This window comes from Zobellia sp. 1_MG-2023 (genome assembly GCF_030549125.1).
GTDB classification, from domain to species: Bacteria; Bacteroidota; Bacteroidia; order Flavobacteriales; family Flavobacteriaceae; genus Zobellia; species Zobellia russellii.
In genome coordinates this window covers 38,180-55,249 of sequence record NZ_JAUOSY010000011.1, presented here as the reverse complement: position 1 = coordinate 55,249, position 17,070 = coordinate 38,180, and the positions used below count along the sequence as shown (strand labels likewise).

The 17,070-nt window shown below is 37.5% G+C and carries 13 protein-coding genes; 9 read left to right on the top strand and 4 right to left on the bottom strand.

Annotated elements, in window-relative coordinates:
- Positions 1-84 precede the first annotated feature (84 nt).
- From Q4597_RS17710 to Q4597_RS17680, 7 genes are all read left to right on the top strand, one after another.
- Positions 85-486, top strand: a complete 402-nt coding sequence (locus Q4597_RS17710) for a response regulator (protein ID WP_215441826.1) — start codon at positions 85-87, stop codon at positions 484-486.
- A 75-nt stretch (positions 487-561) separates the two neighbouring features.
- Entirely contained in the window at positions 562-1,104 is a 543-nt protein-coding gene (locus tag Q4597_RS17705; RefSeq protein ID WP_215441827.1) for a heme NO-binding domain-containing protein, read from the top strand.
- Entirely contained in the window at positions 1,097-3,088 is a 1,992-nt protein-coding gene (locus Q4597_RS17700) for a PAS domain-containing sensor histidine kinase (RefSeq protein WP_303407420.1), read from the top strand. Before Q4597_RS17705 ends, Q4597_RS17700 begins: the two co-directional genes overlap by 8 nt.
- A gap of 2 nt (positions 3,089-3,090) precedes the next feature.
- A complete protein-coding gene (locus Q4597_RS17695; protein ID WP_303407419.1) occupies positions 3,091-4,224 on the top strand; it encodes an FIST signal transduction protein in 1,134 nt (377 codons plus the stop codon).
- Complete coding sequence (locus tag Q4597_RS17690; RefSeq protein ID WP_303407418.1) at positions 4,224-5,282, top strand: ATP-binding protein; 1,059 nt, start codon at positions 4,224-4,226, stop codon at positions 5,280-5,282. Before Q4597_RS17695 ends, Q4597_RS17690 begins: the two co-directional genes overlap by 1 nt.
- A 4-nt stretch (positions 5,283-5,286) precedes the next feature.
- A complete protein-coding gene (locus tag Q4597_RS17685) occupies positions 5,287-5,604 on the top strand; it encodes an Hpt domain-containing protein (RefSeq protein ID WP_215441831.1) in 318 nt (105 codons plus the stop codon).
- Between the two features lie 4 nt (positions 5,605-5,608).
- The gene (locus tag Q4597_RS17680; protein ID WP_215441832.1) at positions 5,609-6,325 is read left to right on the top strand and encodes a LytTR family DNA-binding domain-containing protein; all 717 of its coding nucleotides are present in this window, start codon (positions 5,609-5,611) and stop codon (positions 6,323-6,325) included.
- 436 nt (positions 6,326-6,761) lie between these two features.
- Here the strand turns inward: Q4597_RS17680 and Q4597_RS17675 are convergent, their stop codons facing one another.
- Positions 6,762-8,822 (bottom strand): lipopolysaccharide assembly protein LapB, encoded by a 2,061-nt coding sequence (locus tag Q4597_RS17675; protein WP_303407417.1) that lies wholly within the window; start codon positions 8,820-8,822, stop codon positions 6,762-6,764.
- A gap of 218 nt (positions 8,823-9,040) precedes the next feature.
- On the opposite strand from Q4597_RS17675, the gene Q4597_RS17670 reads away from it, so the two are divergent.
- Positions 9,041-9,343 (top strand): STAS domain-containing protein, encoded by a 303-nt coding sequence (locus tag Q4597_RS17670; protein WP_303407416.1) that lies wholly within the window; start codon positions 9,041-9,043, stop codon positions 9,341-9,343.
- 65 nt (positions 9,344-9,408) lie between these two features.
- Here the strand turns inward: Q4597_RS17670 and Q4597_RS17665 are convergent, their stop codons facing one another.
- The 3 genes from Q4597_RS17665 to Q4597_RS17655 are packed head-to-tail and all read right to left on the bottom strand — an operon-like array spanning position 9,409 to position 15,247.
- On the bottom strand, positions 9,409-10,935 hold the full coding sequence (locus Q4597_RS17665) for a cellulase family glycosylhydrolase (RefSeq protein ID WP_303407415.1): 1,527 nt from the start codon (positions 10,933-10,935) through the stop codon (positions 9,409-9,411).
- Positions 10,932-12,164, bottom strand: coding sequence for a hypothetical protein (locus tag Q4597_RS17660; RefSeq protein WP_303407414.1), 1,233 nt, complete (start codon positions 12,162-12,164; stop codon positions 10,932-10,934). The genes Q4597_RS17665 and Q4597_RS17660 overlap by 4 nt, the downstream gene beginning before the upstream one ends.
- Positions 12,161-15,247 (bottom strand): hypothetical protein, encoded by a 3,087-nt coding sequence (locus tag Q4597_RS17655; protein WP_303407413.1) that lies wholly within the window; start codon positions 15,245-15,247, stop codon positions 12,161-12,163. The genes Q4597_RS17660 and Q4597_RS17655 overlap by 4 nt, the downstream gene beginning before the upstream one ends.
- A gap of 545 nt (positions 15,248-15,792) precedes the next feature.
- Between Q4597_RS17655 and Q4597_RS17650 the strand changes: the two genes are divergently transcribed.
- Positions 15,793-17,049, top strand: coding sequence for an oligosaccharide flippase family protein (locus Q4597_RS17650; protein WP_303407412.1), 1,257 nt, complete (start codon positions 15,793-15,795; stop codon positions 17,047-17,049).
- The last annotated feature ends 21 nt before the right edge of the window (positions 17,050-17,070 follow it).

Below are 17,070 nucleotides of genomic sequence, written 5' to 3'. Positions count from 1 at the left end.
TACAGTTGTAGGCTATTCGTCTATACCTAATAAAAATTACATTATTTATTTAGGAGCTTTGTAGTTCACATTAATAATGAGGCTATGGATATTTTATTGATTGAAGACGATGCTATTGAAGTAATGAAATTACAGCGAACTGTAAAGAAACTAGAACTCAAGCATAATATCATTGAAACGAAGAACGGTGAAGATGCTTTAAAAATCTTGAAATCAGGGAACCGATTACCGGATATTATTCTACTTGATTTAAATATGCCTAGAATGAACGGTATTGAGTTTTTAAGTATTCTAAGGGCAGATGATGTTTTAAAATACCTTCCTACAGTTATTCTTACAACTTCCGAAAATAGAGCGGATTTATTGGAGTGTTATAAAATTGGAGTGGCGGGCTACGTTATTAAGCCTTTGAAATACGAAGAGTACGAATCCAAACTACATAAAGTTCTTGACTATTGGAACATCAATCAATTAGTGAAAGGCTAACAATATATTGACTTTCACAACAAAAATTCGTTAGTACATACTACTTTTCCTACTTTTATTGATAAATAGAAGTATATGAAAGGTATAGTTTTTACGGAATTTTTGGAAATGGTAGAGTCTAAGTTCGGTCTTGAGACTCTAGATAACATTATTGAAAATGGTCAGTTGGCCTCAGAAGGTGTCTATACATCTGTAGGTACGTACGAATTTAATGAGATGGTTACGCTCATAACCAACCTTAGTGAAGAAACTAAAATTCCGGTTGGTGATCTTATATATGCGTTTGGTCTATACCTTTTTGCAGGTCTGGCCAACTCGCATCCTGAGGTTATTAAAAATTACAATACTCCACTAGGTCTACTTTATTGTATTGAAGACCATATTCATGTGCATGTCAAGAAGTTGTACCCTGATGCGGAACTACCTTCTTTTAAAATTTTGGATAAAACGGACACCACAATTTCTATGGTATATTCTTCTTCTAGGGGGTTGTATCGCTTAGCACATGGTCTTATAGAAAAAGCTTTTGAACATTTTGGTGGTACGGCAACAATTACCTATGACCTCTTGAAGGAAGATGGAACCGAGGTTAAATTTGATATTGTTCAAAATGGATAGCAGTAAAGAGATTGAACTTCTTAAAAAAGCCTTAGAACGTCAGAAAAAAGCGCGTCAACAAGCTGAAAAAATCTTAGAGCAAAAATCTACAGAGCTTTATGAAACGGCACAGCGCTTAAAAGAGGCCAATGGCAAGTTAGAAAATTTGCTTACAGAAAAAGTTTCGGAGTTAGATGGTGTCTTCGTTAACATTATAGATCCTTATGTAGTCATGGATCTGCAAGCCAACGTTATAAAGATGAATACTTCGGCCAAAGATTTTCTAGGGTATGACAATACCAAGGAAGACGTTAACTTAACGGGCCTTGTACATAAAAAATACCTTCAATATACTGCTGAATCTTTCAAATACCTTTTAGAAGTAGGGACACTTAAAAATTACCGAGCAAAAATTAATGTTAAGAACGGTGATGAGAAATGGATAGAGATTAATAGTAGTCTTATTTATAATACCAAACAAGAACCCATAGGGGCTCAAGGTATCATTAGAGATATTACCCAAGAAATGGAAATCAAGGAGTTGTTGGCACAACAACGCAAGCAACTGGATGTCATTGTGGAAAACTCACCTTTAGGCATTGTTCTAAGCGTTGGAGGTGAAATCATAAAAGCAAATACTACCTTCACGGAACTTCTGGGCTATTCGGAAAGTGAACTCAAAACCATGAAGTTGGATGACTTTTCTAAGGAGGAGGAAAGTTCTGGATCAGAAGATGTTGTACAGCAAATGCAGGAAGGAAAAACCGATAAGGCAGTTGTAATAAAAAGATACTTCAAAAAAGGAGGAGGCTGTTTGGTTGCAAAGACATCCGTAAGTGCTGTTAGAGGCGGAGACGGTAAGTTAAAGTACCTGTTGGCCATGATAGAAGATATTACAAGAGAGCGTGAGGCCGAGGAAAGACTGAGATACGAACGGGAAAAATATGCAAACATCATTGCAAACATGAATCTTGGTCTGGTAGAGGTAGATACAGATGATGTAATACAACTGGTAAACCAGAGCTTCTGTAACATGAGCGGTTTTAAAGAAGAAGAACTTCTAGGTAAAAAGGGAACCGAGATGCTAAGGGTACAGAATAAGAACGTTTTAGAGCACGAGGATGAAAAACGAATGCGGGGTGAATCCGATTCATACGAGCTGGAGGTTATTGATAAAAGTGGAAAAAAGAAACATTGGTTAGTTAGTGGAGCACCACGTTATGATAATGATAAAAAACTAATTGGTTCTGTAGGAATACATTTAGATATCACCAAGCAAAAGTTACTGGAACTTCAAAAGGAACAATTGGTAAAAGAATTGGAACAAAGCAACCAAGGTCTTCAGGAATATGCACATATTGTTTCCCATGACTTAAAATCCCCTTTACGGAGTATAAGTGCATTGGCAACATGGATTCAGGATGATTACAAAGATGTACTGGACGAAGCAGGCCAGCAGAACTTAACCTTAATGCAAGAGAAAGTTGCCTCTATGGATAAGTTAATTCAAGGTATCTTGGAGTATTCTACCGCAAATAATTCGGAACTGGACAATTCCAGTGTTGATTTAAATGAAGTAGTAGAAAATATCAAAGAGAGCATCTTTATTCCAGAGCATGTATCCCTTGTGGTGCCCAAGGTCTTACCAACAATTGTTGCGGATAGTACAAAGATGCATCAGCTGTTCCAGAATATACTTTCTAATGCAGTGGTTCACATAGAAAAGGAAGTAGGGCTGGTAGAGGTGTTATACGTAGAAAATACTACGCACTGGCAGTTCTCTATAAAAGATAATGGTGTAGGGATTCCAAAGGAATACCATAAAAAAATATTCGAAATTTTTCAGTCTATCGGAGCAAATGAAAGATCAACAGGAATAGGGCTTTCTATTGTTAAAAAAATAATTGACCGCTATGAAGGCGAAGTATGGGTAGAGAGTGAAAAGGACATGGGTACGGAGTTTCACTTTACCATAAAAAAAGAACCAACTAACCTTAATAGCTAAAAATGAAAATCAAACAGGCCGTAAAGGAACCGGGGCAACCGTTCAAAATTGTATCAAAAGTAGAATCTACTTTAAAGGAACCTCTTGTTTTGGTCTTTGGAAATAGATACGCGTTGGAAGATGCCAAGCTTTATGATGAAGTAAGAAGTATATTTCCGGACGGAAATATTGTGTTTGGTAGCACGGCTGGTGAAATCATAGGCGATTCCGTAAGGGAAAATACAGTCTCCTTGACCGCTATTGAATTTGAAAAATGCTCATATTCCATAAAGAGAAAGAACATATTGGAAATTGAAGATGATTTTAAATTAGGCGAAACTCTTCTTGAGGAATTTCCTAAGGAAGGTTTAAAACATATATTCTTGGTATCCGAAGGAAGTTCTGTTAACGGCAGTGCTTTAATCCAAGGTTTTGAGGGTGTTAGGATAGATAATATTGGCCTTTCGGGAGGTTTGTGCGGAGATGATGACCGTTTTGAAAGAACTCTCGCTTCCTACAATGAAAGCCCAAAGGAAGGCGAAATTATCGCTATCGGGTTTTATGGGGAGTCCCTAGAAATTACAAGCGCCAATTTTGGCGGGTGGACCCCTTTTGGTCCCGAACGGATTATTACAAAATCTAAGAACAATATACTTTATGAACTAGATGGTCAGCCGGCATTAGATCTTTATAAAAAATATCTGGGGGATAAAGCAAAAGAATTGCCAACATCGGCTTTGCTATATCCGCTTAATGTACGCATTAACGAAGACGAGGAACCTCTGGTTCGTACCATTCTTACCATTGATAATACTGCAAATACTATGACCTTGGCGGGAGACGTGCCTGAGGGAGCCCGTGTGCAATTAATGATGTCTACTGTAGATGATATAGCAGATGGGGCAAATACGGCCGCTCAATTTGCTATGAAGGACAGAAAAAATAAACCGGAACTGGCTATCTTAATAAGTTGCGTAGGAAGAAAATTGGTAATGGATCAGAGAACGGAAGAAGAGGTAGAGGAAGTAATATCCGTCATTGGTGATAATGCAGCGGTTACCGGATTCTATTCTTATGGAGAAATGGCGCCATTTGCTGGCCAAGATGCCTGTAAGTTACATAACCAAACTATGACATTAACCTTATTTAGCGAATAATGCACGCTCTACTTAAAAGACAGCTAAAGAAAAACCTACCGGCCCACCTTATTGAAAATGAGGAGATGCAGGAGTTTTTTGCTGCTGTAGAAAGGTCATATGAAAATTATGACGATAAGTTAAGTATGATACAAAGGGCTACCGCCATTAGCTCAGAAGAATTGTTCGAAGCCAATAAGGAGTTAAGAAAAGAAGCGGAGAGACAGAAAAAAATATTAGCGTCTTTGGAATTGGCAATGAACAGCTTAAATTCAAATTTGGATGCGGGCGAGCAATTTCAGAACAATTCCGATCAACAGTTTGATGTAGAAAAACTGGCCAAACATATTAGCCATTTGGCCGAGGAGGTAACCAAAATTTCAGAAGAAAAAAAACTGCTTTTACAAGATTTAGAGACTAGGAACGAATCTCTTAATAATTACGTGCAAATGGTATCGCACGATTTAAAGTCGCCTATTCGCAATGTAAACGCCCTGTTGAGTTGGATCAAGGACGATAATGAAAATACCCTTACCCAGGACAGTAAGGAAAATATAGAGTTGGCATCAAGTAATTTGATTAAAATGGACAATTTAATCAATGGTATTCTGGAACATGCCACAATAGGCATCAATATGGAATCCAAGATGAATGTTGATGTAAATACTCTTCTAAAAGAAATAGAAAGTTACGTGCCTTTGCCGGAAAATGTATCTATGGTTTATGGGGCTGGTTTTCCTGTAATTCATATTGAAAAACATTTGATAGAGCAGATTTTTGCCTATTTGATAACAAATGCAATCACAGCTACAAAACATCTGGAAAAGGGCTTGATTACCATAAGTTTTGAAGATGAAGATCAGTTTTGGAAATTCTCGGTAAAAGACAATGGAAAAGGAATACCCCAAAAGCACCAATCCTCTATTTTTGAAATGTTTAAAAAACTTGAAAACAATGACAGTGCCGCAGGTGTAGGCCTGGCATTGGCCAAGAAAATAGTAAAGTTGTACAACGGTTCCATAGAATTGGAATCAGAAGAGAATAAGGGAGCCAATTTTTCGTTTACGATTAAAAAATAATACTATGGAACAGCCCAACCTTAAATATATAAAGGAGTTATCCGGAGATGATATTGAGTTTGAAGAGAAATTTATTTCTATCTTAAAGGACGAATTTCCTTCGGAGAAGGCATCGTATCAAGAACACATAGTCAACAAAGAACTAGCTTTGGCCGCTGATGTTGTGCATAAACTGAAACATAAGTTCAATATTTTGAGCATGGAAGACGCCTATAGGTTTGCGGTTACATTTGAAGAACAGTTAAGAGCCGGAACAGCTGATATGGATTCGGATTTTTTAGTAATTTTAAACAAAATAGAAGATTTTCTAAAAACCATTTAATAGTATGACCTGTATTATCGTAGACGACGAAGCAACGGCACGCGCCATAGTGGAAAAGCATTGCTCTACCGTGGCAGATTTAAATGTCGTTGGTGAGTTTGATAATGCCATAGATGCTATTAAATTCTTAAATCAGCAAGATGTAGATGTGGTTTTTCTGGATATACACATGCCCGGATTTAGTGGTGTAGATTTTGTTCAGACCTTAAAAAATTGTCCTAAAGTAGTGTTGACCACATCAGATACGGAATTTGCCATAGCTGCTTATGAATATGAATCTATTGTAGATTATATGGTCAAGCCCCTAACGGCGGACCGGTTCAATAAGTCTATTCAGAAAATAAAAAATGCACTCGCCAAAAAAGAAACTCCTGTTACGGATATTAAGGCTAAGAGTAGTTCAGATACCGCTCAAGATCTATATATTAATATAGACAAAAGGCTTATAAAGCTTAAGTTTGATGAAATTTTGGTCGTTAAGGCGCAAGGCGATTATATTGATATTAACACAGAGGCAAAAGACTATCGCGTACATACCACGCTTAAAAAAATAAAGGATAAATTACCTGAGAAAACATTTCTACAAATACACAGGTCCTACATAATTAACTTTACGAAAATAATTGATATTGAAGACAACAGTGTCCTCATTAAAAAAATGGTAATTCCCATTAGTCGATCAAATCGTCCGGAACTCATGAGACGATTAAATTTGGTTTAGATTATTTCTACAGTTTTACACCGTTCACCTATAGGTTAAAGCAATTCATCGTAAGTGCTTTCCTATTTTTGAACATGAGGTGTAAATTTGTAACGAATATTTAAGCCATCTACACATGAAAGCAAATCTTTTATACATTTTAAGCTCAAAAGGAGCCGCTATACGTTTGATAGGTGTACTTGCTTCTGTTATTATAGGAATTGTTCTGGCTATTGTTAGCCTATGGAACTATTAAAACTTAGAACCGGTTGGTTCTAAGGATTACACTTTTCAATTCTAAATCTTCACGTAAGATTAAAATCTATAATTAGGAGCTAGAGTTCCTAGAAAATATTCTCATTTTAATTTGGGTTCGTGAGAATACATTTTGTCTCAAGACAATCTTGCTTAATTGACAGGTTGTCTTTTTTGGTTAGACCGATTTTTTTTGCAAATACTATTTTGCGATTTTCTTATAGAATAAAGGTTTTTTGGTCATTAGCCACTTTAATTTTAACCCGATTTCCGTAAACTCAAAACCAGCTGCCGTGGCCGAAGCAATATTGCTATACTTCCCGTAAATGTTACCGGTAAAGCGTTTAGAAAATTTATGGGTTACACCGGCTTCAGCCCTAAAAATTACCGTATTGGGGTCTTCTTCCACTTGTTGCAAACCTGTAGCAGCACTCATCATATATTGGGTGTTCTTAGAAAAATCCCCTCTAAGGTCACCAAAAATCTCTACAGCTTGGTATTTTTCTGGACTAAAATATATAGTAGGTACTTGTTCCGCAAATGAGAGGTACTGATAATTAAGCCCAACTTTCAAGGCCGGTTTCTTCATCACGTTATAATATAATGAAGTAAATAAAAGGTTACGGGTATTATTGTCACTTTGGGTAGTGTGTATGGCCTGCGTATACCAACCCAAATTAAAATTAGTACCCAGGTTATAATTCAACCCAAAATGGTTCATGACAATTTCCCGTTCAATTAGGTCTGCATTAAAGCTTTGAATTTCTCGTTTATAACCTAATTCCAGGTTTTGCAGTTTAAAAGGCTGCAATAATAGTTTAGCATCTATTACGGGTTGGGAATAGGACTCAGAACCAAAACTGGATTTATTCAAACCTAATACCCCTTTAAATAATGTTTTAGGAAACAACTTGTAATCCAACCCTGCGGAAAGCACATGGGAGCTCGCCTTATTATCTGTAATGGAATTGGAGGTTGTTCTAAAGTTATAGGATAAGTTGGTACTTAACTTTGTGGATAATGGTGCTGTGGCGGTGGTATTGGTTGAAAAAGCAACATTTTTACCATTATCAAAAGTATAGGCAAGGTGTTCTTCTAGAGTAGGGGTAAAGGATATGTTCAACTTATCTATAAATCCTAAAGCGTCTTTTTGGTCTTTGAAAACCTTTAAAGTTCCAAATGCAGCTTTGTAAGCTGGAATTATACGATCAGCAGCAAAAAGTGCATTGGCTTTACCTAGATTTCCATCAAAAGATGCACTGTCATTTTTTAAAATAGCATCGTAATTGGCGACACTCTTTTTTGGTGAGCCCGTATAAAGACCGTGCATAGCTTTTAAAGCATAAATCCAATTACGGTTCTTGTATTTGGTTTCTAATACTTCTATTTCTGCTTTTGCCTTTACATATTTTTGGTTCCATATCAAGGCTTGAACATAACGGTCATACGTTTGCTCCTTTAACTTTTCATCATCAACTAACTCAACTTTTTGTTTGGCGGTCGTTGCTACAGTTAAAGCCTGTTTGTCATCTTCTGCTATATGTTCGGCAAGGGCAATTCCGTTTAGTGCGGTAATGGAATCTTTTTGAGAAGTAGCTAAACGCCTGTAAGTTAATTTTGCCTTTTCGGTACTTTTTGTAATTAAATAAAGGTTGGCAAGGTTAAGTAACGCATCTTTATCTTCGGGAAAATCAACAAATATTTCTTTTAAAAGCGTTTCTCCCTTTTTGTAATTCTGTTTATTCACATAAGAATTGGCGTAGCCTAACCTCATATACTTTCTTGAAGTTTTAGCACTTGGGTTATCTGGTTGTATTTCTAAAGCCTTTTCTACCCATTGTAAAGCTTTTTCATATTTTTGGAGGTTACTCAATGTATTAGCATAGCCTAAGACAGCGCCAAAGTTTTCAGGGTACTCTTTTACGAGTTGTGCATACAAAGGTTCTGCTTCTTTAAATTTTTTGGCCCAAAGGAAAGATTCGTTATAGTTTATCTGTATTTCAAAATCACCGGGATAATCTTCTAAAAGATTGGCGAACATTCCTGTAGATTTCTCAGGTTCACCGCTAAGGCCAACAGCACGGCCATAGCAGAGTAGAGCAGTTTTATTCGTTGGGTCATCTATAAGGTAGTCTTTAAAAAAAGTTTCCGCTTGCTCAAAATCCCCTTCTTCCAACAGGGTAAATCCGGGTTGAAGCGGACTTTGTGCTATTCCATAGAGCGATAATAACAGGAAGAAGCAGAATAATTTAAATTTAAACATTAAAGTAGGGTTTTTACCACAAAGATATAACGCCCTTAAAACTGATTTATTGGTGTTCAGTGGATAAATGTTGAGAAAACCTTTTTCAGGGTTGGATACAATAAAAGTTTCTCATTTACAGTTATTTAAAGTCCATTAATAATGCTTTTAGGTCTATTAATACCTATTATGTTATGTATTGTACTACGAGCGAAAATTAACCTACAAAACTTTAAGATATGCCATTACAAATTACAGAAGCACGTGGAATATTCTGCATTCATGGAAACTTGAATAGTACTAATGCAACTATTCTTATTCGTCACATTGGTAGATATTTGGGGTCGGACAAGCAGATAGTGCTCAACTTGGAACGTTTAAAAGGGATGGATGCGAACGGAGCAAACGCATTGCGGCAGTTATATGATTATGCCATAAATAAGAATAGGCAAATAATAATTTTAGGAAAGACTAATGAAAATGTGCTTTCATCTTTACAAAAGATAAATTGTACTTACATTCTTAGGGCTAATCAAGCCTAGTTTTCTTACATGTAAATTTTGTTTGATTGAAAAAGTCGTGCTTCGACTTCATAAAATCGACTCTTTTACGGTTGGTTGTTTATGAAAATATGGTAAACGGGCTTTTTCTCACCATTATCGTCCAAAAGGCCAAAATGACGCTGGCGGACTTTTCGCCACGGTAACCGCCCAACAACCGATGTGGGAATATTTCTGAAATCATAGAGTGTCCATATCATATGGGACAAGTTCTCTTTTTCTACCACGTTTTGAATCGTCTCCATATATTCCTTTTGCTTTTCGTCCGATCCTGTATAAGCGTTCCATATTCCGTCATAGGAAGAATATCCATATTCTTGCAATAGTAGAGGCTTATCGGCTATCTTGTCTTTTAAGGTCGTAAAAGCTTTTTCAAATTCTGGAGCTTCACGGTAATAGTGAAAAGAGACGATATCTAGCTTATCCTGTAAGTTTGTTGCCGCTTCCGGACTAGACCACCCTATAGTTATAGCATGTTTTGGGTCTATTTTGCGAATACGTTCCACAGTCTGTTCCAACCATGCCAAAACCTGTTCTTTCCCTCTAGATTCAAAATCCAGATCGGGTTCGTTTTTAACGTCCCAGGCAATTATTGCTTTATGGTCTTTTAAAGCGTCTACAACTTGCTCTACATGCCGGTTGGTCATTGTCCAATCATGAATACTGTAATTACCATAGAAATCAAAAAGTGTGGGCATGATGTCCAATCCATTTTTCTCTGCTATATCTAAGGTGAGTCTTACCTTTTCTATTTTTTCTTGGTCTACATGTTCTTTGCCAAAGGATTCATAAGGAATAAAGATTCGTAAGCTGTTTACACCCATTTTGGCCATGAGTTTAAAATCATGCTTGATAATGGAGTCATTGAATTTTTTACCGAACATATCCCATGGAGTATCCTGTGGGTAATAATTAATACCCTTAAAATGGAAGTTGTCTAGATTCTGAACCTGAGATTCTATGGCTTTGGGCTCTTCTGGTAAAGAGGTTTCCACCAACTGCCGTATTCTCCAAAAACCGTCTTCCAACAAAAGCATTACTTTGTAATCCGATAGCAGTTTTCGTTTGGTAACCAAGCTTTCGTTTTGGTACACTTCTTCATAGGCTTCAACGTTTTTATCCGTAAAAACTACAAGCTTTCCGTCTGTACTGTAAAATTCCAATTTAGGGTGATGTTCTAGCGTAGTGGTCTTTAAGGTAATCTTGTTTTTAAGGTTGAGGTCCGTGATTTTAAATAGCTCGGTACGCATACTATCCGTATAATAATCGGCTATACCATAAGGCACATTGTTAGCATATGCTGCGTTGCGTACTTGCCAAGCACTCATGTAATCTCTCTCAATTTCACCTAGTGTCTGTTCTTCCATGGGCCTACCTTCGTTCATCGCAACCTCCCACTTTATTTTTGGTAAATAGCTAGCGGAAATATCCTCATGCAAATGAAGCATTGAGGTACGGTCCGCACCCGTATTCAAATACGTCCACGCGCTACTGATGCCGAAAAGAATTAAACCGTTAAGGGCTAAAAACGTTACCAGCAGAAAAATGCGATATAAAGTTCTGTTTATTTTCATTTTAGTTCTACTGATTTAGTCTTTGTTATTCCGGCAGTTTTTATCTGTAACTCATAATTTCCCGGAGGAAAGAAATCCGGTGACAGCTCAAATTTTCCTTCTCCCTGTACTGATGTGGTTCTAAGTACGTCCAATACTTTTCCATCCGAATTTTTGACCGTTAAGGACATTGGCATTCCATCCGGTACCAATTGATTCATGAAACTTTTTAGCGGACCGATAATCAGGGTTCTGTAATTGTCCAAGAAGTGCGTATCGTAATCGGTCACCGAAGCCTTAAAGACAATTGTTACGGGTTTGCTCCTTGCTGCACCGGTAACAAAAGCTTCAACGGACCAAGTAGCTTTATGTTCAGGATGTAACAACCGTGCTTCCGCCTTTCCATTCAGGGTTGTACCCTGAGCTTTAAGTTTTGCTCCTTTATCGTCCGTAATGATAAAGGAAACCAAAGTACCTTCACTGGCAACATTACCAAAGGTGTCCCTGATAATATCGGTTCTGAAAGTAATGACTTGGTTCCCATCTGCATATTCATGGTTTCGCTCATAGAAAATAGTAAAGTCTACCGGATTTGCTGGATAGATAATGGTTGTAAATTCTTTGGAGTCCGTTTCATTGCATGCTGCGGAAATGAGCATACGACCGGATTGCTCTGGTGACCGTACCTTGGTCCATGCCATGAGGTTTTTGGAACGTAAGACTTTTTCCGACTGACTATTTTGAAACTGAACTTTACTTAAAATGGCCGTACTATCGTTTAGTGGATTGTCATATAAATCTGTGGCCACCATAACGAACATGGAGTAATCTTCAGGACCGGCCGTAAGGCTCCTTGGACCTAGATAAGATTCTAAAAATGTACCTCTTTTCGTGTTCACCTGAATGTTTAACTTCCCGCTCATTTTCTCTTGGGAATTGGAAATTAATGACCAATAGCAAATACCCGATTTTTCATAGAAATTTTTGGGGACGTCAAATTCTAGTGTTCCATTAGTATGTGTAGCGTTTAGAAGGGTAGTGCCCACAGCATTTCTAAAGACCAAATGCGGACTAACTTCTTCCGAAGCTTTAAATTTTAGGGAAAAAGGTTCTCCGGCGATAAAATTTTCTTCATTTGTGAGCAGTTCAAAATGTGCATCTATATCTTTTTTTACTTCTTCTGGTTCTTTTGAACACCCTAGAAATAGCATGACAACCAAAATACCAATATGTAGATGATGCGTTCTCATTTGGGATTCCCTATGTAACTGTTCAACTCAAATTTTAAATAGTCAAAACCATTTCCGGAATAGGGTTGGAGTTGGTCTTCCGCATGCGATGTATCTCTATCGGGAAAAAGTTTTTTACTGATTTCCGAGTTGGGACTTCCGTTTACGAAACAATTCTCTAGGCTGCTGTTTATAAGTTTTATATCCGTTAAACAAGCGGGTTCATACTCAAAATAGCGCTTTCTTTGAATACGTACTCCATCGGTCAAAAACTCGTGTTCCACCCACAAAAGGTCTTTGTTTTCACCATAATAGGAAATTAAAAGTTGAGGGATGGTCACTTCCTGTATTCCCGAATTAAATAGCGTACCGCTTATTTTATCGCCTTCAAAAACCAACTCCTGTAGGCTTACCTGTTTGTATAGGTCTGTATTGGCAACATTACCTGCACATTGTAAATTGAATTTAGTGGGTTGTTCTTCAAACGTCATAGGGGTAAACTGGTCAGGATTGAATGTAGGGGGTAAAGTATCCTTTGTAGATGACCATGCGATACCTTCAAAATCTATCCTGAACGTAGTAGTTTCTTTAGGCATTAACTTATGTTTGGCTACGTCCTTGGCGTTGTACGTAGCCAATTCTTTGTTCAAGTCATTGTATAAAGTTCCTTTTATAACCACATCTGCAGGTACATGGTCTACATTTTGCAATTCGCCTATAATGCTATAACTCCCTTGGTACTGCACTAGTTTGGCTTTGAGCACCTCAAGAACTGGTTGTTTCAATACATCTTCATGATGCGTTTGCTGGGTAGTTATTTTTCTCCTACCATGATTAAAGAAGGTAGTGTTGTTAGAAGTAAACAATTGGTCCGGAGGCAAATCATTATCCAATGAAGAGGGTTCTATATACCACTTGCCTTTCTGTTTTATAAGACTGTGGTAATAGTCTTTGTTTATACTTTCCAAAGGGGTAATCCATCTTGTAGCCGCTTTTACTCGTGCACTGGTATCGTTTTCCTGTAAAAATTCAATACCTAATGAATCCAATTTGGCGTAAGAGCTAAGAATGCCATCTGTAACGGAAACCTCTAGCATGTATTGCGCAATGGTTTTTCCGCTATCCGGATTAAGAAATGAATGAGCTTTGTTGAACTCTTTAAAATCCAAGGCATCATAATAAGCTTCCACTACATTGGTAGGAGCTATTTGGTCTACATTCTTGATATAGAATAGATAAATACCGTACCCAAGAACAATTAATAGTATAAAGGCCCAAATATGATTTATAACCACTAGTTTCTTTGGAAAATTTTTGTGCTCAATGGCATACTTCATGAATTCTCCTTGCGGCAAAGCTTTTGCCTTTAATGCCCTGATCCAAATCCATTGAATATTGATCACAAATGCAATCAGCACGGTTAAAATGGGAATGATGCCCCACATCACCTTTAACGCCACGTGAACATCTTCCTTGGGCATAATGGTTGGAAAGGGCGGAACGTTCAGCTTTTCCCAGACCATGATACCGTTCTCCAATTGTTGCAGTCGTTGCCATCCGCAGAAATAGAGAATGGGATCATAGAATTTATCGTTGGAAAAAATGTATTTCAGGTTGTATTTTTCGGGTACGGTCAAAAATTGCTGTAATGAACCAATACCTTCTACGCCCCTAAATTTTGAATTTTCAAGACGTTCAATAGCTCTTGTGGTCAACTCGGGTAAACGCCGTGCAGAATGGTAATTTCCGTCTACGGTCATAGCTCTGGTCTGTGCCGATAACCATGCCATTTGATCTCCGAATCCCAAGGGTAGATAGCGCCAATGGTCATGTGAATCCTGACTCAAGAAATTAACAATAGGCTGCATCTTTATTTTCTGCGGTTGCGATGGTCTAAAATAACCCAGGCTCATAGTGAAAATAACCATGAACAAGATACCGCCCATAATGACGCCACCAAGAATACGGTGGTAAACGCGTCCCCAATATTCTTGAATACGGTCTTTTAGGTCTCCTTCAACCATACGGTAGGCAAACTCCCCAAAAAGGGGCAATGCCATTATGGTAGCCCAGAGTGTAAAGCGATCCAACGTCAAAATATTAAAAGCAGTTTCACCCAACAGTATTAGTGGAAGAGGTGTTGTACCTCCAGTTCCCAAGAGCGTAAGTGCGGAAAAAGATAAACCAAAAAAGATGTATCGCCTACTATAATACCTATAGAATAGAAAAGGGAGGATAAAGGTTAAAATCCCCCAAGGGATAACAAAAAACACGAGTCCGGATGAAGTAACCTCAAGAAAATTATCACGGGAACCATGTGGTATGGGTACTTGGGTAATCGGGTTTTTTTTTGAATTTATCCAGTAGGGCAGGATACAAGTAACGATAAGTACTAAGGAGGAAAATCCAAAAATAACTATTCTCCAAAAGCACTTTTTAAATTGCTTGAAAAAGACCCAAAAACGAACTTCCTTAAAACTATTTACCTGATCTCTGGCAGAATCCATTACAGCCATCCCCAGAAGTGGGAATATGAAAAAAACCATGCCGAATATTGGGGTAACATGATGAGAAGTTACGGTTACCGCTATTAACGACAGACTGGTGGCTATGTATCTGGATTTTCCGGTTTTTACCCATAAATAGATCTCGGGTAAGGAGTGTAGAAGCACCGATAAACCAACGATACTTGGCAATTGACCAAAAATATGAAGGGTTTCCACAAACGTGGAAGAAAATACCGCTAGGAGTGCTGTGTACCCGGCAATTTTTCTGTCTCCTGTCATGAGAAGCCCAAACCTATAGGCGCCGGTAATAAATAGGATAATGCCAACCAATGCTACGCTGAACATTCCAAATTTGAGTCCGCCAATATAAGATAAGATTCCAATGGACTGATGTACGAGTGGAGGATAGGCCTGTACTGTAAAACCTGTATACCAACGGTAATCCCAAGGTTCAAACCAACTATTGGCGTAATGGTCCGCAAAAAATAGATGTATCAAAGCGTCATAGGTAGTCTCAAGGGTAAAGAAGATACTAGACCCGTGAAAAGCGATACCTATGACCAGTGCTAAGATTAATAAAACATTGGTGCGTTGCATTCCTGAATAATTGTCAGAAAATATAACATTATAATGCTATTAATATTGTATTTCGTCGATGGTATTGCTTGTCTATTGCTTTAAGCCATTCATCTACGGTTAAGTGTAGATGGACTTTTATAGGTCTAAATTAAGGTAGATTGACTGAAATTTGTTTTAAAAAAAACGGCCTATCTAAAGCCATTAAAGAACTGTTTTAGTTTCCAATTATTGATTTTTATTGATTTAAAAGGGTTGTTTAACAGACGTTAGAGGGCATCCTAGGAATAAATCATTAATACTCTAATGAAGATGAAGGTTCTGCTTTTGCATGTACATTTTATCGATAAAATGCCGATTAGTTCTATGAAATGCTACATTTTATCGATTATAAGTTTAATCCTACAATAATCTTATAAAATTCCGTTTAGGTATCAAGCTTATATTTTGAACAAAATCTTGCTGCTACATATTTGAATCCCAGATAGCTATATATTTTAAATACTAAAATGTTCAAGAAAGCACATAATAAAATAATTACAGCATAAACTAAGACCACACCAACTATGACCGCCATTAAGTTAATGTTTAAGAAAGTTTCTCAGGAACAATTGTTCATGGGAAGCGTGCTTTTGGTCAATGGGGGAAACTACTTGTATAACCTTTTATTAGGTAGGCTATTAGGGCCGGCTGCATTTTCAGAAGCGGCACTTCTTGTCACCTTATTATTGGTACTATCCTTTATGGGAATGACCTTTCAACTGGCAACGGCAAAATTCGCGGTTATATTCTCTGGTAAGGAATGGGACATTTTTAAGAATATAACCTATCGTCAAGCTAGTGTAGTTGGTCTCATCATTGGAGTACTCATTCTTATTTTTTCTAAACAATTACAAGCACTTTTCAATACGGAAAGTCATTGGATGTTTATCATATTTGGTCTAGGTATACCTATTTACTTTTTTATGAGTGTAAATAGAGGAGCATACCAGGGCAGACAGGAATTTGGAAAACTGTCGATCACCTACCAGACGGAGATGTGGAGTAGGTTGGTGCTTACGATGCTTTTACTTTTTCTATTGGATATAGAACCGGGAACATTGGTGGCATTGGGCATTTTCCTTTCTTTTCTTTTTGGACTTTTTCCATCCGATAGCACATCAATATCCTTTGGGGAAACTAGAAAGCTTGATGCAGAAAACACAAAACGGGTTTCTCAGTTTATTTGGTTGACTGCCTGTTATGAGTTCACGCAAATCATAATCAATAATAGCGATGTGCTTTTGGTAAAGCATTACTTTGAACCTATGGAAGCCGGTCTTTACGCTTCACTGGCCTTAATTGGAAGGGTGGTGTATTTTGTAGCATGGATGTTCGTCATGTTATTGCTTCCGGTAGTGGTGCAAAAACAAAAAGATGGCGAGCCAACAGCTCCCGTTTTATTTAAATATGTATCCTACATCGGGCTACTTTCAGCAGGCATTGTTGTAGTATGTTATTTGTTCCCTGAATTGATAATATCATTAATGTTCGGCGATTCCTATATAGCCATGTCCAGTTTATTATGGCAATATGCTTTGGCAACATCGCTCTTTGCCATCTCCAATATTTTCGCTTATTATTTTTTATCGTTGGATCATTATGTGCCGGTTATATTATCCGGTGTATTGGGTCTTTCGCAAATTGTGTTAGTGGTATTGTATCATGACACTTTAGAAAGTGTGGTGTATATGCAATTAATAGCCATGAGTATATTATTGGTAGTCCAGTTGATGTATTTTTCAAATAAAGAAATAAGAAAGAAAAGTATATCCGAAAGTTGAAAAAATTAAAATCCAGAAATA